This window comes from Vibrio sp. J383, from assembly GCF_023503985.1.
Taxonomy (GTDB): domain Bacteria; phylum Pseudomonadota; class Gammaproteobacteria; order Enterobacterales; family Vibrionaceae; genus Vibrio; species Vibrio splendidus.
This window is the reverse complement of record NZ_CP097293.1, coordinates 1,789,180-1,810,436: the sequence shown is the minus strand read 5'-3', so window position 1 is coordinate 1,810,436 and position 21,257 is coordinate 1,789,180. Positions and strand designations below refer to the sequence as shown.

25 protein-coding genes are annotated in these 21,257 nt (G+C 43.1%); 13 read left to right on the top strand and 12 right to left on the bottom strand.

Translation table 11 applies throughout. From position 1 onward, the window contains the following. Positions 1 to 66: 66 nt before the first annotated feature. Entirely contained in the window at positions 67 to 543 is a 477-nt protein-coding gene (locus tag M4S28_RS08150) for a cytochrome c (RefSeq protein WP_445329535.1), read from the bottom strand. Positions 544 to 751: 208 nt separating this feature from the next. Between M4S28_RS08150 and M4S28_RS08145 the strand changes: the two genes are divergently transcribed. Both M4S28_RS08145 and M4S28_RS08140 read left to right on the top strand, forming a co-directional pair. Continuing rightward, a complete protein-coding gene (locus M4S28_RS08145; protein ID WP_249632686.1) occupies positions 752 to 1,375 on the top strand; it encodes a cytochrome b/b6 domain-containing protein in 624 nt (207 codons plus the stop codon). Between the two features lie 37 nt (positions 1,376 to 1,412). Then, entirely contained in the window at positions 1,413 to 1,841 is a 429-nt protein-coding gene (locus M4S28_RS08140) for a MarR family winged helix-turn-helix transcriptional regulator (RefSeq protein ID WP_249632685.1), read from the top strand. 5 nt (positions 1,842 to 1,846) lie between these two features. Here M4S28_RS08140 and M4S28_RS08135 read toward each other — a convergent pair whose 3' ends face one another. Further along, on the bottom strand, positions 1,847 to 2,563 hold the full coding sequence (locus tag M4S28_RS08135) for a DUF1826 domain-containing protein (RefSeq protein WP_249632717.1): 717 nt from the start codon (positions 2,561 to 2,563) through the stop codon (positions 1,847 to 1,849). Positions 2,564 to 2,855: 292 nt separating this feature from the next. On the opposite strand from M4S28_RS08135, the gene M4S28_RS08130 reads away from it, so the two are divergent. From M4S28_RS08130 to M4S28_RS08095, 8 genes are all read left to right on the top strand, one after another. Then, positions 2,856 to 3,428, top strand: a complete 573-nt coding sequence (locus M4S28_RS08130; protein ID WP_249632684.1) for a YceI family protein — start codon at positions 2,856 to 2,858, stop codon at positions 3,426 to 3,428. A 405-nt stretch (positions 3,429 to 3,833) separates the two neighbouring features. Next, the gene (locus M4S28_RS08125; protein ID WP_249632683.1) at positions 3,834 to 5,024 is read left to right on the top strand and encodes a YbfB/YjiJ family MFS transporter; all 1,191 of its coding nucleotides are present in this window, start codon (positions 3,834 to 3,836) and stop codon (positions 5,022 to 5,024) included. 50 nt (positions 5,025 to 5,074) lie between these two features. Continuing rightward, complete coding sequence (locus M4S28_RS08120) at positions 5,075 to 5,731, top strand: glutathione S-transferase family protein (protein WP_249632682.1); 657 nt, start codon at positions 5,075 to 5,077, stop codon at positions 5,729 to 5,731. Between the two features lie 171 nt (positions 5,732 to 5,902). Next, entirely contained in the window at positions 5,903 to 6,598 is a 696-nt protein-coding gene (locus M4S28_RS08115; RefSeq protein ID WP_249632681.1) for a VC0807 family protein, read from the top strand. Between the two features lie 201 nt (positions 6,599 to 6,799). Next, entirely contained in the window at positions 6,800 to 7,681 is an 882-nt protein-coding gene (locus M4S28_RS08110) for a LysR family transcriptional regulator (protein ID WP_171307675.1), read from the top strand. A 106-nt stretch (positions 7,682 to 7,787) separates the two neighbouring features. Beyond that, the gene (locus M4S28_RS08105; protein ID WP_249632680.1) at positions 7,788 to 9,473 is read left to right on the top strand and encodes a thiamine pyrophosphate-binding protein; all 1,686 of its coding nucleotides are present in this window, start codon (positions 7,788 to 7,790) and stop codon (positions 9,471 to 9,473) included. A gap of 384 nt (positions 9,474 to 9,857) precedes the next feature. Further along, positions 9,858 to 10,133: an HU family DNA-binding protein gene (locus tag M4S28_RS08100; RefSeq protein ID WP_004734824.1), complete on the top strand. Its 276-nt coding sequence runs from the start codon at positions 9,858 to 9,860 to the stop codon at positions 10,131 to 10,133. A gap of 40 nt (positions 10,134 to 10,173) precedes the next feature. Next, positions 10,174 to 10,320 (top strand): hypothetical protein, encoded by a 147-nt coding sequence (locus M4S28_RS08095; RefSeq protein WP_004734823.1) that lies wholly within the window; start codon positions 10,174 to 10,176, stop codon positions 10,318 to 10,320. A gap of 97 nt (positions 10,321 to 10,417) precedes the next feature. Here the strand turns inward: M4S28_RS08095 and M4S28_RS08090 are convergent, their stop codons facing one another. After that, entirely contained in the window at positions 10,418 to 11,566 is a 1,149-nt protein-coding gene (locus M4S28_RS08090; protein ID WP_249632716.1) for an MFS transporter, read from the bottom strand. Positions 11,567 to 12,002: 436 nt separating this feature from the next. On the opposite strand from M4S28_RS08090, the gene M4S28_RS08085 reads away from it, so the two are divergent. After that, the gene (locus M4S28_RS08085; protein WP_249632679.1) at positions 12,003 to 12,890 is read left to right on the top strand and encodes a VirK/YbjX family protein; all 888 of its coding nucleotides are present in this window, start codon (positions 12,003 to 12,005) and stop codon (positions 12,888 to 12,890) included. A 160-nt stretch (positions 12,891 to 13,050) separates the two neighbouring features. Here the strand turns inward: M4S28_RS08085 and M4S28_RS08080 are convergent, their stop codons facing one another. The 3 genes from M4S28_RS08080 to pnuC all read right to left on the bottom strand — a co-directional run bounded on the left by M4S28_RS08080 (position 13,051) and on the right by pnuC (position 15,328). Further along, positions 13,051 to 13,731: a Crp/Fnr family transcriptional regulator gene (locus M4S28_RS08080; protein WP_249632678.1), complete on the bottom strand. Its 681-nt coding sequence runs from the start codon at positions 13,729 to 13,731 to the stop codon at positions 13,051 to 13,053. A 125-nt stretch (positions 13,732 to 13,856) separates the two neighbouring features. Continuing rightward, on the bottom strand, positions 13,857 to 14,585 hold the full coding sequence (locus tag M4S28_RS08075; RefSeq protein ID WP_249632677.1) for a nucleoside phosphorylase: 729 nt from the start codon (positions 14,583 to 14,585) through the stop codon (positions 13,857 to 13,859). 8 nt (positions 14,586 to 14,593) lie between these two features. Next, a complete protein-coding gene (pnuC, locus tag M4S28_RS08070; RefSeq protein ID WP_004734818.1) occupies positions 14,594 to 15,328 on the bottom strand; it encodes a nicotinamide riboside transporter PnuC in 735 nt (244 codons plus the stop codon). Positions 15,329 to 15,685: 357 nt separating this feature from the next. Here pnuC and M4S28_RS08065 point away from each other — a divergent pair, with 357 nt between their 5' ends. Further along, a complete protein-coding gene (locus M4S28_RS08065; RefSeq protein WP_249632676.1) occupies positions 15,686 to 15,889 on the top strand; it encodes a hypothetical protein in 204 nt (67 codons plus the stop codon). Between the two features lie 43 nt (positions 15,890 to 15,932). Here M4S28_RS08065 and M4S28_RS08060 read toward each other — a convergent pair whose 3' ends face one another. Both M4S28_RS08060 and M4S28_RS08055 read right to left on the bottom strand, forming a co-directional pair. Then, positions 15,933 to 17,024: a transporter substrate-binding domain-containing protein gene (locus M4S28_RS08060; protein WP_249632675.1), complete on the bottom strand. Its 1,092-nt coding sequence runs from the start codon at positions 17,022 to 17,024 to the stop codon at positions 15,933 to 15,935. Positions 17,025 to 17,241: 217 nt separating this feature from the next. Then, a complete protein-coding gene (locus M4S28_RS08055) occupies positions 17,242 to 17,733 on the bottom strand; it encodes a PaaI family thioesterase (protein WP_249632674.1) in 492 nt (163 codons plus the stop codon). Between the two features lie 35 nt (positions 17,734 to 17,768). Here M4S28_RS08055 and M4S28_RS08050 point away from each other — a divergent pair, with 35 nt between their 5' ends. Next, a complete protein-coding gene (locus tag M4S28_RS08050) occupies positions 17,769 to 18,047 on the top strand; it encodes a DUF134 domain-containing protein (RefSeq protein WP_249632673.1) in 279 nt (92 codons plus the stop codon). A 52-nt stretch (positions 18,048 to 18,099) separates the two neighbouring features. Here M4S28_RS08050 and nqrM read toward each other — a convergent pair whose 3' ends face one another. The 4 genes from nqrM to M4S28_RS08030 all read right to left on the bottom strand — a co-directional run bounded on the left by nqrM (position 18,100) and on the right by M4S28_RS08030 (position 21,122). Further along, positions 18,100 to 18,297: a (Na+)-NQR maturation NqrM gene (gene nqrM / locus M4S28_RS08045; protein ID WP_249632672.1), complete on the bottom strand. Its 198-nt coding sequence runs from the start codon at positions 18,295 to 18,297 to the stop codon at positions 18,100 to 18,102. Continuing rightward, positions 18,294 to 18,785, bottom strand: a complete 492-nt coding sequence (locus M4S28_RS08040) for a NifB/NifX family molybdenum-iron cluster-binding protein (protein ID WP_249632671.1) — start codon at positions 18,783 to 18,785, stop codon at positions 18,294 to 18,296. The genes nqrM and M4S28_RS08040 overlap by 4 nt, the downstream gene beginning before the upstream one ends. A 281-nt stretch (positions 18,786 to 19,066) precedes the next feature. Further along, a complete protein-coding gene (locus M4S28_RS08035) occupies positions 19,067 to 20,464 on the bottom strand; it encodes a sensor histidine kinase (protein WP_249632670.1) in 1,398 nt (465 codons plus the stop codon). Next, positions 20,448 to 21,122, bottom strand: a complete 675-nt coding sequence (locus M4S28_RS08030) for a response regulator transcription factor (protein WP_249632669.1) — start codon at positions 21,120 to 21,122, stop codon at positions 20,448 to 20,450. Before M4S28_RS08030 ends, M4S28_RS08035 begins: the two co-directional genes overlap by 17 nt. Positions 21,123 to 21,257: the final 135 nt, after the last annotated feature.

Genomic DNA, 21,257 nt, shown 5'->3' with positions numbered 1-21,257 from the left:
GTTTGGCTGATAAAATGTGATTAATTAACTTTAACTGGTCGAGTTGGTTGAGTTGTTAAAACAACGCTACCAACGAGAGCGGTATGAGCGATGGCAACTTTTGCAAGTATCTTGCGCTGCTTCTAATCCTGATTCCGCTAACGATACATCGCTGCTTTGACTACCTCGGTAGAGTTCCTGAAAACCCTGATCCATTTGCGTTAGGAGACGATTGAATTTTTCAGGTTCACTCCAAACACTCTCTTTTGCTTTACTCCCCTCTTGGCTGCCCAACGGAAATAACGTCAATAACGCCTGACTGTGAGTTGTTAGCTCAAAGCTCATGTCTTCGAGCGTCTGCCAATGAGTATCATCGCCATCCAAAGTGTCATTGGCCTTCTCGACTAAGGTTTCAACTTGTGCAAATGCGTGCTGGCGCTGTTCAATTTGGTTTGAATGATCTTGTGAAGAATTACTTTCACTTGCATCGCCTTGTAAGGCCAAAACGTGGGTACTCATTAAAACGGTTGTAGTACACAGTAGGCTCACCAATCTCTTGTGCATCATTCTCTTGTTCATATTGCTCTCTCTTCGCTTCGTATAGCTTTTCTATTTAGTTTCGATACAGACATCGATGATTCGTTTCGATGCTCCGTTTTGTTCTGATGGGATTAATTTACACAACAATAGTTGCAATTGCAACTATTGTTGTGTAAATTAATGCAAATGGAATATACATTGAATGAACAAACACAGTAGAGAGAATGAAGTTATGAAAATTTGGGATCTATCAACTCGCCTATATCACTGGGCTCAGGCAGCGCTTTTTATGGGGTTAATGGTATCGGGCATTTCAGGCAATGGACCCCACGTTCAACTGGGGCTAGCACTTATGACATTAGTCGTTTGGCGATTGGTTTGGGGTTGGGTGGGAAGCGAAACGAGCCGATTCAGAGAATTTCTACGTTCACCTAAGTCAGTGGTTCGTTATTTATTAGGAAAAGAAAAAGAAAAGCCAGGCCATAACCCTGCTGGCGGTTGGATGGTTGTAACACTGTTATCAGCTTTAATTATTCAGTGTGTTTCTGGTTTAGCCTTGGCTGGGCTTCTTGATCACTTACCCTATGCAAATATCTGGTTGAATGACTCCGTATTTTCATTATTAGAAAACATTCACCTAACTATGGTAAAAGTGCTTCCAACTCTGGTCGCGGTACACGTCTTTGCCGTTTTGTTCTATAAATTACGCTCTAAACCATTAACTTGGGCAATGGTCACTGGCTTCCAAACAAGAATCCAATTTAGTGGAAGCGTAGCGTTTGCATCGCAATGGCGTGCGTTGTTTGTACTTGCTTTAGCTGCAATGTTTACCGTTATTTTGGTTGCATTGGCATAAATCAAACCGATTTAATTTGGAGCATAGGAACGAATCAATGAATGAAGTGTTTAATAGACAGCAAACTGCTAGTTGGTTGATCCATGTAATCGCACACGATGCAGCGAAGACATTCGACTCGGAACTTAGAAAACACGGATTAACGATCGCTCTCTGGCCTACCTTAATGTGTTTGTGGGAAAAAGAAGGAATAACTCAACGAGCAATCGCTAGGAAATCTAAAGTAGAAAATTCGACCACGACTCGAACCTTGGATAAGCTCGAACGTCTTGGGTTGATTGAACGACGACTCGACCCAAATAGTCGTCGTTCGTTCAATATTTATTTAACAGAGAACGGGCGCGCTATCCAAAGAGAGCTTTTGCCAATTCCCGTTCATGTCAATAAAGAATACCTAAGTGTATTAGAACCAGACGAACAAAAAGAGATCCGTCGTTTACTGCAGAAAATGGTCTCGCGTATATAGCTCGATTAACCAAAATCCAACGTCAGCAAGAGCCGCGTATCGTCAGGTGAAGTCACTGGTGAGCGATGGACAAGGCCAGAATTCTCGTTTCCGCTCCAGCGATCACCCTTTAACAGTGCAACATCTCCACTTGAGAGTTGCTTAATATCAGGCTCGTGACTGTACAGCCCTGAAGCCGAATCTGGTTGTCCATTACTTCCACGACCTAGCTTAGAGCGGTCGACCGAATAGTTTGGTAACCATTGAGTCGCAACGCCGTGATAGGTTGTCACTAAGCGGCAAGGAACTTGGTCAAAATGAAAACGAGGACACATCGCTTTATTCAGAACCGCCAAACGGAGCCCTACTTCTTCAAGATCGAACAAACAACAGAACATATCCACCAACTCTGCCATGTTTTCTAACAACGCTTTAGAAGCGGTTCCGCCGGTGGCAAATTCCAATTTATCGTAAGCGTTGTCTGGTGACAGGCTAATAGACTTACTGAAGCTAGGATTCGAGGCGATGAATTCACTAATTGCCATAGTTAAATCTTCATCAAACTGTCGCTGCCATACCACTATATTAATATCACTTTGGTAGATATCCGCTAATACCGTTGGCTGCTCAGAAGCGCTAAGTCCAGGCTTATGATTCGCCTGGTCCTTGATACGCACAACGGAACTAATGTTAAGTGGCTGATTGCTATTCGTTATCAAAGGCTTGGTTAAAACGGCATTCATTACGTCATCTCCTTGATGCATGCTTATCGTTTCTCTTTTAATACTGCAAACATCGTTCACAGTAATAGTGACTTTTAGTTATGTTATAACATAACTAAACTTACACAAGTAACTTTGCCGATCATGGTTCCAATAATATGGCGATGCTCTACCTTCGTCAGGTAATTTAATGAATGCTGAACTAAGCTTCTATCTATCTTTTTCTAATTTATCTTTAGTTCAAATAAAGATCTCCAAAAATGCACGACTCGAGAACGTTAAACTTGTGAATTCATCAATGTGGTGACAACTTATGAAAAAACTAATCTCTACACTCGGCCTCCTATGCACCGTTATCTCAGCTCAATCTTTCGCGGAAACGGGCTACACGTTAGACCCCAATTTATCGAATATCACGTTCGCAACCATCAAAAAGCAGTTTGTTGTTGAGCCCGCATCCATCAAGCCTTTATCAGGAGGCCTTACCGAAGCGGGTCAATTTTCCATATTGTTGGACGTGAAAAGTTTGAGTACTGGCGTGGCTATTCGCGATCAGAGGCTCAATGAGCTTTACTTTGAATCGATGACTTTCCCTGAAGTGAAAATCTCTGGAAAAGTTGAACCGTCAATGTTGTCTGGTGACCCAAAAAGAACAACCATTGCAGCGGAGGTTACCTTGCACGGCGTAACAAAAACGATTGATTTTCCCGTTTTAATCGTTCCATCAGAAGAGTTGGTGATGGTCAGTTCAGCCTCGACAATCATCGTCAATGGCGCTGATTTTGGAATATCGACAGACAACTTGAACAAGCTATCAGCTACCGTTGGTGGGTTAGCGATTTCCGACAAAATCCCTTTAAGCTTCAATCTGCTCTTCGATAAATAATGGGGTCACACCTAGCCAGTTAGATCTTTCTTAATTCCCATTCATCCATCGTTTAAGGCGGGTGAATGTGAGTTAGAACCGGCAAGTCAGTACACAGTTCTAGATAAGCAAGTCACTCATGTTCAATTGAAGCGGCCGGTCGTCCAACTTTAGTCTAACAATTAATCACTCAAATCTTCGGTGATTAAAACAATCGCTTATCGCCTAATCCTCGGCAGAACAACACATCTACCTAAGTGTTTAAACACACTCGCTATTTACCTATCTCAAACCGGTTTTAAATGAGCAAATTATATGACTAACCGCCTAGTGATATTGATGGTGAATGATGTCAATATGCAAAACTAAACAAAGATCTTGTCCTAGTGCTAGAACATCTAGCTGAACCTAAAAAGAGCCCTTTTCATGCTGAATAAACACATCGTTAATCAAGACAGCTTGGCTGGAATGGGGGCGACTCTAATAGGCAACGGGATCGGTAGGTTTGCCTATATAGCATTAATGCCGGCTCTCATTCAAAGTGGTTGGTTTAGCGAAAGTGATGCATCTTACCTTGGTGTCGCGACCCTTCTTGGGTACATATTGGGTGCACCGGCTGCCAACATACTGCTGCGTTACTTTAGTGCTGGGCAGTTAATTCGATTCGCTATGTTGATAAGCAGTTTTAGTTACTTAGGCTGTGCGCTACAAGAGGCGCCCTTAACATGGTTCTATGTTTGGCGAACGTTGGCTGGAATTGCGGGTGCCTTATTAATGGTTGTCGCCCCACCAGTGATTGTCCGAAAGTTTAATCCCGATGTGAAGGCGCGTGTCAGCGGTGTCATATTTTCAGGCATTGGACTTGGTGCGATGTTATCAGGCACATTAATCCCAGTACTGATCTATTTTAGTGTGGTGTCGGCTTGGATTGGCATGGGAGTGATCGCATTAGTCACAACGATACTGACTTGGAATGCATGGCAAACCCAACCTAATACGTCTAAAGCGCCTTATATAAAATCTTCCTTCTCTCAGCTCTCAAAGCCAAAACTAATCAGCGTTGCGCTTATTCTGGCGGCGTATACCTTCGATGCTATCGGATACTTACCCCATACCTTGTTTTGGGTTGATTACATCGTGCGAGAACTGGGTATGTCGTTCAGCAGCGGTGGTTTGTTCTGGGCAACCTTTGGTATTGGCGCCGCCATTGGACCATTGATTACAGGCATCTTAGGAGACAAGTTAGGGCTTAAAAAATCCCTCTGCATTGCATTTAGCCTCAAGGCTCTAGGCGTCGCATTACCGCTTGTTAGCACACACCCTATCGCGCTGTTAATTTCTTCATTACTGGTTGGTATTTTCACGCCGGGAACGGTAACTCTAGTGTCGACTTACACGTTGGAGATTGTAGGCTATGAACTGCATACCAAAGCGTGGGCAGGAATGACACTCTCTTTTGCTGTATCACAAGGTGTGGTTGGGCTTTTGATGGCGTACTACTTAAATCATATGGCTTCATACGACGTGTTGTTCACCGTTAGTACTGCTGCTTTGATGCTGTCTGCGGTGTGTACCTTAATGACTGTAACTCACTCTAAGCCTGAACACTTGACCTAGATCTAAGCTAGCTTCCTCAGTTCATCTGACGAATACAATAAAGGATTATCATGCAACTCTACTTAAATGAAACCTCCCCGTTTTCACGCGTGGTCGCAGCAACTGCGCTTCTATCACGCTGCTCTCCTTTGTCTTTTGTTTGGGTTGATCCATGGAGCTCCCCGGCCAATCTAAAAAGCGTCAATCCGTTTTGTTTAATTCCAGCACTCAAACTTGAAGACGGAACAGCACTAACGGAAAGCTTATGCATTTGCCAATACCTAATTGAAACGTACCAGCCTCAAAGGCTACGTCAGGTAACGTTAAGTCGTGCCAATGAAATGCAAACGTTAGGAACAGCAAAGACGTTAATGGAGATCGCGTTTAGAACCGCGGCATTGATTCGCTATGCAGACAGTGACAATGCGCTTATCCATAGAGGGCAAGAAGGTATGGTTGCCGCCCTAGAGCAACTTGACCAAGAGATAAAAGAACAAGGACTAGAATCCCTTCTGAGCGACAACTTGGCCACCTTGTATCTCCATGTCGCTTTAGATTACGTCCAGTTTCGACATACTGAATTGTTTGATGAAGTGAACAACCGCAACATCATCGATTTTTTACACCTTTCCCCCTTTGCAGACGTACTGACATTTATAAGCATTGAGAGTTTGGCAAACAAGCCTGATTATGAAACGTTGCTTGCTTCGTTCAGTCGAGATACCTAAGAGCATCCAAAACTAGAATGCGTAAAGTCTTGAATTCAACGTGAGACAGGCTCAGAGATGTCGTTGATGTCACATGTCGTTACACAGCATGACGTGTTAAGGCTTTACATCTTGGGCGAGGTAAACAACAATCCCTGAGAATAAATCCATAACATAATGTATTTAGAAATTATGAGTAACATAGAAAACAAAAAATCGAACCCTCTTTTCGAAATCGTTTTTAACGTATTTCTTCCGTCATTCATCTTAATGAAGTTCAGTGGAGAGGAGCACCTAGGAACCGGTCTAGCACTGCTTGTCGCCCTTGCTTTCCCTATCGCTTACGGTGGTATGGAGCTAATCCGCAACAAGAAGTTTAACTTCATCGCTGCGCTTGGCTTCGTCAGCGTACTATTAACGGGTGGCATTGGTTTCTTCGAACTAGATACTCGTTGGTTAGCACTAAAAGAAGCATTAATACCTGGCCTAATTGGTTTAGCGGTCCTTGGCTCGACCTTCACTCGCTACCCGTTTATCCAAAAAGTTATCTTTACGCCAGCTCTGTTAAACACCTCTCTTATTGAAGAGCGTTTAAGACAGTTCGGTAACCAAGCAAAGTTTGATCGTTGTCTAATGACATCGAACTACCTATTCGCAAGTACCTTCGCTTTCTCCTCTGCGATGAACTATTTCCTAGCGACTTGGATTGTGACAAGCCCTGCTGGTACTGCAGCCTTTAATGAAGAACTTGGTAAACTGACACTTTACAGCTACCCAGCCATAGCTATCCCTAGCATGCTGATGATGTTAGGTATTTTCTATTACATTTGGCGCCAAGTTCGCGCTATGACGTCACTAGAAACAGAGAAAATCTTTATTACTAAGTAGATCTTACCTAACTAACTTAGTGTCTCGTCCTAAAATAGAAACACACACCAAAAGCTCAGCACATTCGCTGGGCTTTTTTGTTGGATGTCGCTTAACTACCCCGTTTCCCCCACACACTACCGACTGCAATTTAAATACCGAATGTGTATGTATTTTCATGTGTTACTCTTTAAGAAAGGTTCGAGTTTAGAGCGGTAAAACATGAAGAATCAAATAGACGACTATTATGTATTTTGTCAGGTCGCAAAATACGGCAGTATGAAAAAAGCCAGTGAACGAGTAAAACTGCCACTTTCTACTGTAAGTCGACGAATTGTCGGACTTGAACAAGGCTTGGGAGTCCAACTTTTCATTCGGAGTAAGAACAAACTAACTCTATCTAACCAAGGGGAGAAATACTTCCAAGCACTCAACCAACACCTCGAAGCTTTTGTTCATTCATTGGACGCGTTACATGAAGACTCTGGAAAGTTGCATGGTAAAGTGGTGATCTCTGCTACTAAGCAGTTCTACCTTAAGTTTATGTACCCATACCTCAAAGACTTACTTAAACAGAACCCAGATCTCTCGATCGAACTTAAAAACTCCCATAGTTCAACCGAACTCACCGAAGATGTAGATATCGCGGTTGCAAGCGGCGAACTGCCAGAAACAAACCTCATCGCCAGAAAGTTGATAGATGTCCCGTTAATCTTTGTTGCGAGTCATGAATTTCAGACTTCTTATCAATCAGAAATTGCCAATGGTGAGTTCAATAAACTTCCCTACATTGCTACATTTTCTCATCCTACTCTAACCGTATTACGCCGCTCTACCGAAGAACAGTTTCGACTCAAAATAGATTGCCGCCTCACTGTTATGGATATGGAAATGGTCGTCGTTGCCGTACTAGATTCTCTTGGTTATGCGGTCATTCCAACCTATATCCATGAAGATATTGCCGCTGCTGACAAGGTAATTGAAATATTTGATGACTACACCATCAGCCCGGTTAGATTCAGCTTGTTATATAGAGATAAAAATCTGCAGACCGCAGCTCAGCGGGCTGTTGTAGAAAGCATAATGGGTGGTTTCCAAAAATGAGATTGTCGAACTCAAAAAGTCGTCTATATCGATTTTTATGATCCTTTTAATATTACCTCATCCAAACACAGCAACCGCTGACAATAAAATTCAATGAGGTAACACCATGAAAAAAGTATCACTATCAACCTACATCTTAATGCGCCTAAAAGAACTAAATACGAACCACATTTTCGGTATCCCCGGTGATTACGTACTTCCATTATTTGACGAAATCCTTGATGGCGACCATGGCGTACAACACATTATGCCTTGTAACGAACTTAACGGAACTTACGCAGCTGATGGTTACGCCAAGCAAAATGGATTTGGGGCAATGGCGGTCACATTTGGTGTTGGTTCACTTAGCTGCGCCAATGGTTTAGCCAGCGCTTATGCCGACGATACGCCGATTCTAGTATTGGCCGGAGCACCAGCCATTAGCGTATTGAAAACACCAACCGAACGCCTTTATCATCATGCTATTGGTAATAAGTTTGATACCAACGTTGATATGTTCAAACATATTACTTGTGTGAGCCAACGAGTTGAGAGCATTGACACCGCACCCTACTACGTTGACCAGATGCTACGTAAAGCCATGCAAACTAAAAAGCCAGTATATTTGGAAGTCCCATACGACATGCAAACAATGGATGTCGATGCACCAACAAAACCATTAGACTTAATGCTAGATCAGTCTTCGATATCAAACCTTGAAGCCGCATTGCAAGAAACCGTTACTCTATTGCACCGTTCACGCACCCGTAGCGTCGTGACTGGCCATCTACTTCAACGTGAAGCTCTCGTTCCTCAAGGTATCGAACTGGTTAATCAACTAAATGCGGCTGTAGCAACAACATTTACCTGCAAAATGGGGGATTTTGAGGCACATGCCAACAACGTTGGTATTTATATGGGTGAAGTCAGCGAAGACTATACAAAAGAAATGGTCGACGGTGCTGATGTTGCTATTGCATTAGGGGTCACATTAAACGAGTTCGATACTGGAGTGTTCTCCACCCAACTCGGTAAAAAACAAGATGCTATCTGGATCCGTCAAAATTATGTAGAAATCAACGGTCGTCGCTTTGACCAAGTGTACTTACGTGATTTTTTGCCAACATTATTGGGGGCGATTAAAGATATCGAAGCTGGTCAATTGATATTACAACCAAGAAGAAAATTTGCATTTGAACAACGCGACGCTTTTGTACCAACAAACAATGATTTAACTATTGATCGACTGTTCATTCAATTTTCAAATTACCTAGAAGAAGGTGATATGTTGTATGGCGATACTGGTGGATTTATCAATAGTACACAAGCTGAATTCCCTTCAGATATTATTATGCACGGTTGTGGAAACTGGGGGTCACTTGGCGCTGGGTTCGGTATGTTCGTAGGCGCAAACTTTGCGAATGAACAACTCAATCGCCGATCTATCACCATCCAAGGTGAAGGTGCGTTTACCATGAGCGCTCAAGATCTTGCTACATTGATTCACCATAAAAAGGACGCTGTTATTTTTCTTCTCGATAATTCTGGTTATGGTGCAGAGCGAGCGATTAACCCAGGCAAACAGCGCTCATATAATGACATTGCGGTTTGGAAATATGAAAAACTTGGCGAAGCATTAGGAGGCACCGAAGGCAAAGACATTCATAGTTATGTCGCCCACACAGAAAAAGACATGGCAAACATCTTTGAAGCATTGAAAGCCCCTAAAGGCATCAATATTGTTCGAATCATGTTAGACCCTGATGACTCTGCAGCCTTCAACCTACGCTTTAGTCAATTATTGCGTCACTAAGTCGCTTTAATTCTATACTTCACTACATTCAACACCTCACAATATTTTACACCTCACAATCAAAGCCTAGCTCTCTCGCTGGGCTTTTTTGTTTCTATTCTCTCATTTAGCCGACCAGTAATACGCTGACTTATGATTGGCTTTATCAATCAAATGAAAGGCTCACGTTCACCTTTTTCATGCCACTTGATAGCTAGCATTTAAATTACCAATAGCTAAAGAACTGCATTCGGTTATACTGAAAGATGATTTAACGCTCAATCTTGTTGATTACTTTACAAAACCCTGCCTAGGTGTTAACACTATTTCAGCCCTTATTGCTAAGATAGAACAAGCTTGGCCTTAAAGTTAAGCGCCAGCCGTACTCAATAAGGAATATAGAATATGAACAAATCTCAGTTGGTTGAACACATCGCAACTTCAGCAGACATCTCAAAAGATCAAGCAGGTTCAGCGTTAAACGCACTTGTTGAAGGTATCTCTAACACATTGGCTAAGGGTGATGATGTTGCCATCCTTGGTTTTGGTAGTTTCAAAGTTAATTCTCGTGCTGCTCGCACTGGTCGTAACCCACGAACCGGAGAAGAGATTCAAATCTCAGCATCAAAAACGCCTGCGTTTAAAGCAGGTAAAGCACTAAAAGAGTCATGTAACGCTTAGAGTAAATACGATCTCAAAGCAGAATCCAAGGAAGATTACTATGTCTATAACCAAAGAAAAAGTTAAAGCTAGCCGCAGTAAAAAGGCAGGCAAGTCAACCAAAGCACAAGCCGAAACGCCCAAGACTCGTCAGCGCATTGAAGAGCTTATGGAAGAGCGTGAATTGGCAAAACTGTTAGAGTTATAGTTTGTTATTCTTCTAATGCCACTGCAGCCTTGCAGTGGCATTTTTGAATTAAGAAACAGCGCTTCACTAATACAAATGCTTATACCGATTAACCCTTTCAAACGACCTCTTTCTGCAATTCAGTCACCCCATTAATGCGTTGATGCAATCTGGTATCGATAGTCAACGAGATTAGAAAACTCAGCAATGCAATAATAGCCCCTGCAACAAACACCCATTGATAGCCAGACATCCACACCACTCCCAATAAGAATGGCAGAAATACTGCCGCGATATGATTGATAGTAAACGAAAGACTCGCCGTGGACACCACTTCGTTTGGCCGGACGGTTTTCTTAAAGTAAGTAGTCAAGGCTATCGCAAAACTGAAAATGATGCTGTCGGCAACGTATAGCCCACCTGCCAGATAATGATTCTCAACAAAAGCATACGATAAGAACACCAACATCAACGCCACATACTCAATCAGTAGAGCTCTCTTTTCTCCTACTCGGTCAATAAAACGACCCACCACAGGTAATGCAACAGTGGCGGACAAGCTTGATAACATAAATAGAGCGGCCATCATTGCGATCGTGTAATGGAATTTGGTGACCATGAGTAAGCCTGCAAACACGACAAAGATCTGTCTTCTTGCCCCGCTTAGAAAGGTCAATATGTAATATGTGGTGTATTCACGACGTACAATAAGCTTGGTGTGCTGTCGTTCACCGCAGCTAGCATTTTTGAATGTGAGTAGATAAAAAGCTAACCAGAAGCACGCTGTACCACTAGCAAAAAATATAGCCTTATCTGATACACCAAAAACATAATTGGCGACAATAATACATATGAAAGTCACCATGGAGAAAAAGGATGCCGCGGCTCGAATCCTCCCCATGGATTCACTAAAGTTTTCCGTACCTAGAAGTTGTGTAGACAGTGATTTATTCACTGCTTCTAGATAATGAAAACCAACAGACATCAGGGTTGTGCTGAAATAGAAGCCATAGATTGAGGGTAAGTAACCCGTTATGGCAACGCCTAATCCCAGCGCGGCGACAGAGAGCACCGCAACTTGTTGTTCAGAAATAATAAGTAATAGAAACAGCACTGTAAATGAGAGTAAACCAGGGATCTCCCTTACACTCTGAAGCAGACCAACGTCCGCTCCTGTCATGCCCACGGTATCGACAGCGAAATTGTTCATGACAACTCGCCAACCCGTATTCGCTATCACGGAGGCAATAGCGATGATCACTAACATCGAAAATGAACTTCTCGATGTTAACAAGCGTACCCAACCAATCATTTATACCACCGATTCCATCGGCTTCGCCTTAAACGACCGTAACTGCGCGGTGATATGCATCCTGCCATGTTTAATTCCTCAAAAGTAACTTTACTCCGAAAAAGTCAGTCATATGAAACTCAGCTTCGGAATTAGGAAGAATACTACTCGCCAGTCAATTGTTACACGATCGTTTTGTAAATGTTACTTTTTGCATTTATCAATCTGCGTTAAGCGTAAAGGCCGCCCAAAATTTGAACGTTAAGTAACTGACTTAATTACATTGTCATACATACCCATACATACCCAAATCGCATTTTTCACTATCATCATTTTCATTGTTAGTTATGAGAGTCAGGGAAATGTTCGCAACACTAATGTGTTGGTGCAGCGTTTCTTTTTTGAGGTGATTATGAATGTCGTTCGCATGGGAATAGAAGCCAATACCCATAAAAATAAGGGTAAGTACAAGGCAATAATTAAGTTTACTATTCGAGCCCTGTTTTACTATTCAGCCACTAGAAAAATGAGTGAAAATTTTAACTCTGAAGAGAGAAAGCTGTTATTTATCAAACAGCCTAACTTCTTATCTAAATTTGTAACTCCCTACTTATGTACTGGCTTTAGCAATAAAGAAAAGATAGAAATCTTATCCAAGCACTACGACTGGTTTGAAGAAACCTTCGCAACAGAAGCTAGACACCAAATCTATAATGAAAGACTCTATCTTTTAAAACTAGAGATAGATGACAACGTTTATCTGGTTAATCTCAGCTTTGAAAGAAACGCGAGAAAAGAGGGTGAACTGACAATTTCATTGACCAATTCTCTACTCGAAAAAATGTATAGCATCTCGTTCACTGTTTTCGACAACAGCATCTACATTGGTGGTATTCAGGGTGGAGCCAATGACAATGGATTTAGCCGTACATTCACAAAAGCTTTCTACGGTTTAAGACCTAAATCCTTCATGGTAGAAACACTACGACTGTTAGCCATTAGCTTAGGTATCGAAAATATCTATGCGGTAAAAGAATCTGGCCATGTGTCGAACTCATTACGCTACGGCAAGAAAAACAAAGACATCAGCCTTAAGTACGATAGTTTATGGGAAGAGCACGATGGACAGGTACACGATGACTATTTTTATCGTCTACCGATCAACCCAAACAGGAAAGACCTTGAGGCTCTAAAACGCCAAAAACGTAAATTATATCGTGAGCGGTATGCGTGGCTAGATCAGTATGAAGAAGAGCTAAAGAACAAAATGAGCCACAACATTCAAGTTCAGTTTAGCTAACAACTGCCTTCTAAATAGGTGCTAACTTTCTGGCGCTCGCTCTTTCTTTTGTGACAAACACAAGGCCTCGTAACACGGGGCCTTAGAATCGAGAAGCAGCTCTGCACTTACCTCTCTGATTTCACTCAAACTACCCTTTCAACTTGAGTCATTCTTTTTCTTACTCATACGAATCAATAAAGGCTCGGAGTGCTTGCTGGTCAACAATTTCCAACCCTTGGTCTCCTTTTCTAATGAAACCCTTGTCTAATAGGTCTTTAACCGCTCTTCGATACACTCTGCTCGATGTGCCAAAACGTTCCGCTTCTTGATTCACTTTATCGAAACCGCCTAACACAGTATTTGTCTGGCTTTGAACCAATAAGTCGTAGGCAATGTTGTAGGTAATTGAGTGTAAAAGACGGTTAGTGTAAATGCCCATAGAGTCTTGATAATCTTCCGCTAATGCAGAGGCAAAGAAGAACATCATCTCCGGGTTTTCATGTAGTGCTTCTGCTAGTTTCTGAATGCAAATGACATCAACTTGCATGTGTTCGTCAGCCACTACGTTCCACTGACAAGGTGTCTGAGTGAAAAACTCCATCTCACCGAAGATATGATAATCGCAATTCACCTCACCCAATTGAAAGCGTCGCCCATTAGCCGCAGAAGTACTCATAGAGACTCTTCCAGCGGGCACTACATAAAGATACTGAAGCTGCTCACCTTGACGTAGGATTTCATCGTTTTGATTGAAGTAACGAGAGTTAACTTGGTGTTGGTAGATGAGATCTCTAAATTCAGAGCTTTTTTGTTCTAAGTAATTTTTAAAGCGTCCGCTTGAGTATGGTGCAATCTTCATACTTACTCTCTCATTGCATTACTGCTGTTTATATTCAAACGATTGTAACCACTTAAACCACAGGAGAGAACCCAATAAAAAAGCGACGGTCTCCCATCGCTTTCGTCTTGCATTTATTCAGGCTCTTATTGAGTAATTAATGCTTCCAGTGCCGCTAATGATGCTAGCCGCTCTCCTTGCATCATTGCCTCTGCCTCATCGACATATTGCCCAACGCCCTCCTTTACATCTTGTTCGTATAAGACAACATTGTTCAAGATAGAGGCTACATTAAGCCCTCTCAAGCGTCCCACGGTAAACAGCGCGGATGTTTCCATGTCTGCACCTAAAATGCCTTTGCCATTCCAGTACTGACAAAGCGCCTGCTCGTCATCGGTATAAAAACTGTCGTGTGAGCGTACCGTGCCCAAATAGTAAGGTGTTGTTTGCTGCTGCAAGAACTTGTCTAGCTCTTTAAGCAGAGAGAAGCTTGCATAGGCGGGATACGACGGCTTAACGTAAGCGGTAGAACCCCCCTCATCGCGAACCGCGCCCTCTGCAATAATTAGCTCACCAAGCCCGATATGTGACTGCATCGCACCTGCAGACCCTACTCGAACGATATGAGTCACACCACAAAACTTAAGTTCTTCTACCGCAATTATCATTGAAGGTGCGCCAATACCAGTGCTGCAAACTGATATCGCTTTCCCTTGATGAGTTCCAGTGAAGATTCGATACTCTCGGTTCTCAGAAACCATCTCGACATCTTCAAGCAAGCTCGCGATTCGATTCGCTCTATCAGGCTCGCCACAAACAATAACTAACGGAGCAATTTGCGTTTCATCAACGCCGATATGAGGTTGCTTTGCCATCTTCACTCCTAAGAAGCCGTTGCTTGAGTTAACGATTTATCACTGTTTCGTTTAGCTGTGCGTGCCCACTCACGAGTACCGTTTGCCGCAATAAACATTAAGATTGCGTATTGAACAGACATTGCGTACACACCCTGCGTCGCATAAATACCAACACTGATAATGTTAATCACAATCCACAGTATCCAGTTTTCAACATACTTACGTGTCATAAGAACTTGAGCAACAATAGATAGAATGGTCATCGTGGCATCCCAGAATGGGAACGCATCAGGTTCAAGTACTGGTTCCGTTAAATCAGCACCAAATAGATTCAAGCTATCAACCGCGATGTTTGCCAACGCAAAGAAGAACGGGTCGATATACATCGTGAGCAATGCAATCGAAATCGCACAGGCTGCAGCCGTTGCCACCAGCTTATTTTGGCTCAACCAGCGAACTTCTAGCGTTTCACCTTGCTCATTAGGGCGTGTCCATGCGTACCAGCCGTAAATGTTGGCGCAGAAGAAAAAGAGTTGAAGCAGTAACAGTCCGTATAACTGAATTTGGAAAAAGATAACCGCAAATAAGGTGACATTCAGTAACCCGAACAGGTAATTAATGGTTTTTTCTTGGCTTGCAAACCAAATACACAGCAACCCAAATACGGTGCCGAATGCTTCAATCCAGCTCATCGCGTAGCCATCCCCTATTGGGATATTGACTAAGGTATTATTTATATCAAGTAGGGCGAATAGATCCATCGGGGTGTCCTTTATTATTTGATTTTTGTAGCACCTATCTTATTGCGCCGATAGAAACAAAGAGGAGGACATTTGTCCCCCCTAGATTGCATGCGATCATAAATCAGAATAATAATTCCGGAAAATCAAATTCACAGAAAGGTGTCATCGACCTCACAACAGTCTTGAACTCGAAACTCCAACAGCAGAACAAATCACTTCCAAAAACGAAACTTTAGCTTACTGGCTTTAAGCTGATATCGCGTTGACGGGCGCTCTTAAGAAGCGCATGCTTTTATTTCGAGTAGAATCGTTTTTGGCCGTGCAATCGACCCATCACACGTTTTATACAACTCACCCAATTAAATGGCAGGTCACATGAATAAGATTGTTATGTTAGTAATGGGGCTGCTTTTTACCAGTCGATTGTTTGCCAGTATTGTGCCGCATGTTGGTCAACTTGAGCATGATGCGCCTATTCTCCTTCGCTCTGCATTGATTGTGGGCGTTGCGGCTTATGTCGTTTGGACAGCGTTTAAATATTTCAAAAAGAACAAAGCCTCTGGTTCAGAACAACTCTAGGGAGAGGCATTAGAAATGCCTGATAGTCAGCAGTTAAACTCGGTTACTTATCTGCAAAATAGTCGACCAAGATTTTACGCCACTTTCGCGACTCACGAATTTTCAGCAGAGCGCGGTTAATTTCTTCTTCATACGAGTTGTTTTCAGTGATGATAAAGCCATAATTCTGCTTTTCGAGTTGATACGGCAACACCTCTAGATCATCGAACTGCCCGCTTATTCTGCCATTACCGATCATATATTTAAGCACCACATCATCAGCGACAATCGCCTCTACTTCGCCTTCCTCTAAAGCCGCCAACAGTCTTGGCATATCGATATAACTCTTGTGTCGAATACCAAAACTGGTGAGCATCAAAGAAGACGTCGTCGCGACTTTTGCCCCTACTTCAACATCCGCGAGATCATTCACGCCTTTAATATGGGAAGAGCCTTGGCTGAGCGTAAGCTTGCTGGCTAATACCGCAGTAATACTGGCGATGAAAAGCATACTCAGCACACCAATGAACACCGTTGCAATTCGTCCGGTTAAGCTCTTAAACTCAAAATAATTGAATGGGCCTCGAGTGATAAAAAGTAAACCCAATATGAAACTTTCTAACCAACGGCCCGTTCGGCTTTTCATCGAATAGAGCTTTTCATTTTCACCGTGTTCCAATACGTAAAAAAAGGCACCAATCACACCAGAGATAAAGACGATAACGCCAATGATCAGCCACAATGCAGGGTTTAAGAAAATGGCGTGTAAGGTATGAAGGTAACCTTGCTTCTTCACTGCGATAGCGAGGTGAGTTTCATAAAAGGAATGGGAAAAGTCAGCAAACAACTCACGCTCTGGGGTGATGGAAATACAAGAGACACCGATGTCGATTTGCTCTGTTTCAATCGCATTGAGTAATTCATCCAAACGGTGATTCTCTATCGTGTACTCAACGTCCATTTCTTTGGCAATCTGTTCCCAAAGCTCGACACTCAGGCCACTCCATTGACTTTCCATCGAACTGGTCACAAAAGGAGGACACGGGTAAACACCGACTTTAAGTGGAGAAGAAGAGGCAAAAGTACTGAAGAATAGAAAAAGAGAAACGATTGAAGTGACACCGTATCGGAGTGTCGATTTGAAGTATTTGTGCATCAGCAGCCCTCCAGAAGAAGGCAGCAATGAATTGAATCGAGTACGAAGGCTCGACTAATGAACACACATCAGCGCGATCAGAAGTGAAGAAAGATTATGATAAATTCAATACTGCCCTAGCTTTATTCGTTATTACCTTAACTATAGAAAACCTCTATTTATTGTGCAAAACAATGGGCGTAACAAACTAACGGCATAGGAAACTTCGGTTCGATAACTAGTGGGATGACATGAACTGGCTTTGTGCCGATGAACACAACTTTCCGCACTGCGTAATTTGGCTTTCTAAGAAATAGATATTTCGTCTGCTTTTGACCCATCTTGCGCGAACTTCCAGTTCTTGACCAATCGAAATTGGATGATGGAAACGAGACGTTAAGCTGACTGTCATGGCAGTGACCTTATTTTGAAACAAGCAATGCAGCATTGCGCTGTCGTGTAACGCAGTAACAAGGCCCCCCTGCATAATGCCATCATAGCCCTCAGCTTTATCTGTTGGTACAATCTTGGCTAAAGCTTCATACTTACCTGAGGTTTCATGCTTGGTCAAGATTCCGCACTTAGCTAACGTTTCGCGCTTTGCTAGGGTCTCATGCTCAGCTAAAGTCTCGTGCTCGCTAACGGCTTCAAAGCAAATCGGGCTGTCTGAAAAGAAGCCTTGGCTGCATACTTGGCAGCGCCGATGATTGTGTGGAATGAAAACCTTCATACTTACCTTTTAACCTTAAATACCTAGAGATTGATATGGCTCGACCAAAAAAACATCGCCAGTTATGCATCCGAGCGGCTTACTCTTGCTTTAAGCCTAATGGCGTTCCTATGGACGAGCTTCATAAAGAAGAATTGCTATTAGAAGAGTTAGAAGCCTTACGCTTGGCTGATCAAGAAGGATTGAGCCAACTTGAAGCCGCTGAACAAATGCAGGTGTCTCGCCAAACGTTCGGCAACATCATCAAGCGTGCACGAGCCAAAGTCGCCAAGTGCATCGTCAACGGTCACGCGTTGGTGATTCAAAGCGCTTAACTCGCGAACTAGCCCAACGTTAGCTAGCTCAACGATAGTGAATTCTCGATACTTAGCTTGATGGCTCAGTAATCTGATACAACTTTCGGCTTTGCCCTTCACACACATCCTTACAATTGCATTCGCGCTCAATGTCTAACTGTGCGAGTCCTCCACAACTGCCTTTGATTGGCTTGCGCGAAAAAATCACGCCTATCGCCATCAACGCGACGATTCCGATAAACCCCAATAGCGTCAACAAAAAGGTCATTTTCGGAACCCTCGAATACCCTCTAAGTGATTCGGCTGTGGCATAAGAATCGCGGCGTCTTTTTTGTGCCCTTCCTCACCGCAGCCTTTCTTACTACTCCCTTTATTACTGCACCCTCTCTGACTGTGCCCTTTTTTACTGTGACAAACGTTGCGAGGCTCCCGACCGTAATCTAAATCGGTCACTTGTTGCAGATTACTAAAATCCAAAGCACCTATTTCTGCCTTTCCTGTTGATGCCAAGACTCTAATATCGTGGTTGAACAAGTGCGCTAGCATCTTCTTCCCTATGTGACGGACGACTACAGATTTCACATCGTAAGAACGGAGGACAGAGATCCATTGCTTCTTTTTATTGCAAGCGGTGTCGGAATCAACCAAAGGAACAATCTGTTTTATTTGTCGTTGTTCATCGACAATCGCGATCTGTGGAGAGCGAGCAAAATGGTTGCCTACATGAAGGTCGCGACAAGGTACTGCGTATAACATAGTAACTTCCTGTTATTGATGATCAGAAGTTCAGCATACGCCCCATTATTAGCATATGCCAATAACTATCATGTGAAAAATAAGATTTACTGGATCGATAACTAAGACCAAAAGCAACAAGCAACAAGCAACCCATATGGTTGGCACAGGTTACTCTACCTCCCACACCTGTTCACGGAGAGCCTCCCTTCCCCAAAAACAAGAATGCCCCACTAGTGCGGGGCATTCTTTGTACGTACGAGTTGAAATTTCAAAGACAGAAGTGACGATATAAATCGTTGTTACAGCGAAAGAGTAAAAGTACTCCCCACACCCAGTTCAGATTCAACGACTAGCGTTCCTTCTAGATTCTCGACCATGGCAAGCGCTAAAGATAACCCAAGACCATACCCCTCGATATTGCTGCGGCTGCTGTCGACTCGGTAAAGTCGTTCAAAAATCAAATCCTGATATTTCTGTTCAATGCCAACACCAGTGTCCTGGATGGTTATCTCAACCTTACCTTCTGAGCTTTGCTCGACTTTGACCGTCACTCTTCCTTCGGGCTCGGTGTACTTAATCGCGTTATCAACAAGGTTAACCAACACCTGAGTCAATTTGTCAGGATCTGACTGAATAACAAGAGCATCAGCGCTCTCAACCTCAAGCTCAACTTGTTTATCTTCTGCGACATCTTCATACCAGCTCACCACATTGGCAATCACATCAGAGACCTGAGTCGGCACTTTCTGTGGTATGCGCTTTCCGGTCAGCTCGTCGTTCAACTTCATCAAGGCGGTTAACATATTGCTTGCCTGCATGGCGTGTTCAGAACAATCTGCCAATGCGTCTTTCATCGCTTGTTGGTCGGCGTTATTGAGCAATGCCGTTTGGGAAGCTAACGTAATACGCGACAAAGGAGTTCGAATATCATGAGCGATCGCATCGACGGTCGTATTCAAGGTTGTCGTCACGTGCTGTAACTTGGCAACCGCAGTATGGACACTAGAGCTGATCACGTTGAGCCCTTGCGGTAAATCAGATTCGGCTTCATTTTTAGTGCTAGGAAATTCTAACTGCCCTTTTTTCAGCTTATCGAGCAGGTCGCCAAAGGTCACTAACGGAGACATCGCACTCTGGATGATGTTACGAGTAAATACTGCGGTCACGGCCACGAGAGCAAGCAACGCATATAAGGTCATTAGCCATTGATTATAGGCGATAAAGTCTCTTGCTCTGTTATCCAAAACCAACCAGAAATCATACTGCTCCCCTTCAATAGGCAACGACATATAGGGACTCAAGATGAAGCTCTCTAGCCATGAACGATTGTCATCAATTTGGTAGCTAGAAAAAGGCTGTTCTGTCGATAAATGTTGAACACCAGCGATAAACACGCCATCAGGTGAAGCGCCCTTCTCAAGCTTATACGCCGCAATGTTGTTTTCGAGTAGCCGATGAGGATTCGCCTCTAAAACATGAATCAATCGCTCACTCGAATCGTAAGTCAAAATACGCTGATACTCGGTCGACATAGACGTAAGGATCTTCTTTTCCGTTTGGTAAAGGTCGAAAAAGAAGATAGCCCCAACAATCAGTTCCACCAGCAGCAAGCAGAGCAGTAAGGTCGACATAAAGCGAACCAACAAATGTCTCTGTGTTTTAGCGAGCGCCTGTTCAATACTACGACTTGAGGACATAGCCAACACCTCGAAGTGTGTGAATTAATGGCTTAGAAAAACCCTTATCAACTTTGCTGCGAAGCCTACAAACCAAAACATCGACCACGTTGGTTTGCGGATCAAACTGATGCCCCCAAACATGCTCAAGAATCGCGGTTTTCGACATCACAGCCTCTCGGTTTTCAAGCAGTAATTTCATCAACATAAACTCGCGCTGATTAATGGTGATCGTTTGTTGATCTCTTTGTAGCGTGTGTTTAAGTAGGTCTAGGCTAAGCGGGCCGTAATGCAATTCTAATGGCTGAGGGGTCGGTTGCTTGCCTCGACGCACCAAGGTTTGGCAACGGGCCAATAACTCAGGAAACGCAAAAGGTTTTACCAAATAATCATCAGCACCTGACTGTAGCCCTTGCACTCGTTCTTCCACTGAGTGTTTGGCACTTAATATGATGACAGGCGTCGCGTAGCCTTGCCCTCGCAGCTCGGCAAGCACTTCAAACCCATCTTTCTTTGGCAACATAATATCGAGAATGATCACGTCATACTCTTCGGTTACGGCCTCGTGTAATCCATCAACACCATCTGTTGCGTGCGTCACCGTTATCCCTGCTTGCTGAAAACCATGCACCAAAAATCTCGCGATATGAATGTCATCTTCAATCAATAGTATTTTCATTAACGTCCGTTTATTTATTTGCCGTGGTCTGAATACACTCTATCAATATTCTTTCTCGAATATAACCAACATTGCAACTTTGTAATGTTCAAGAAAGCCAGTCGTAATCATGCATTCGTTAGTATGAACCTGTTG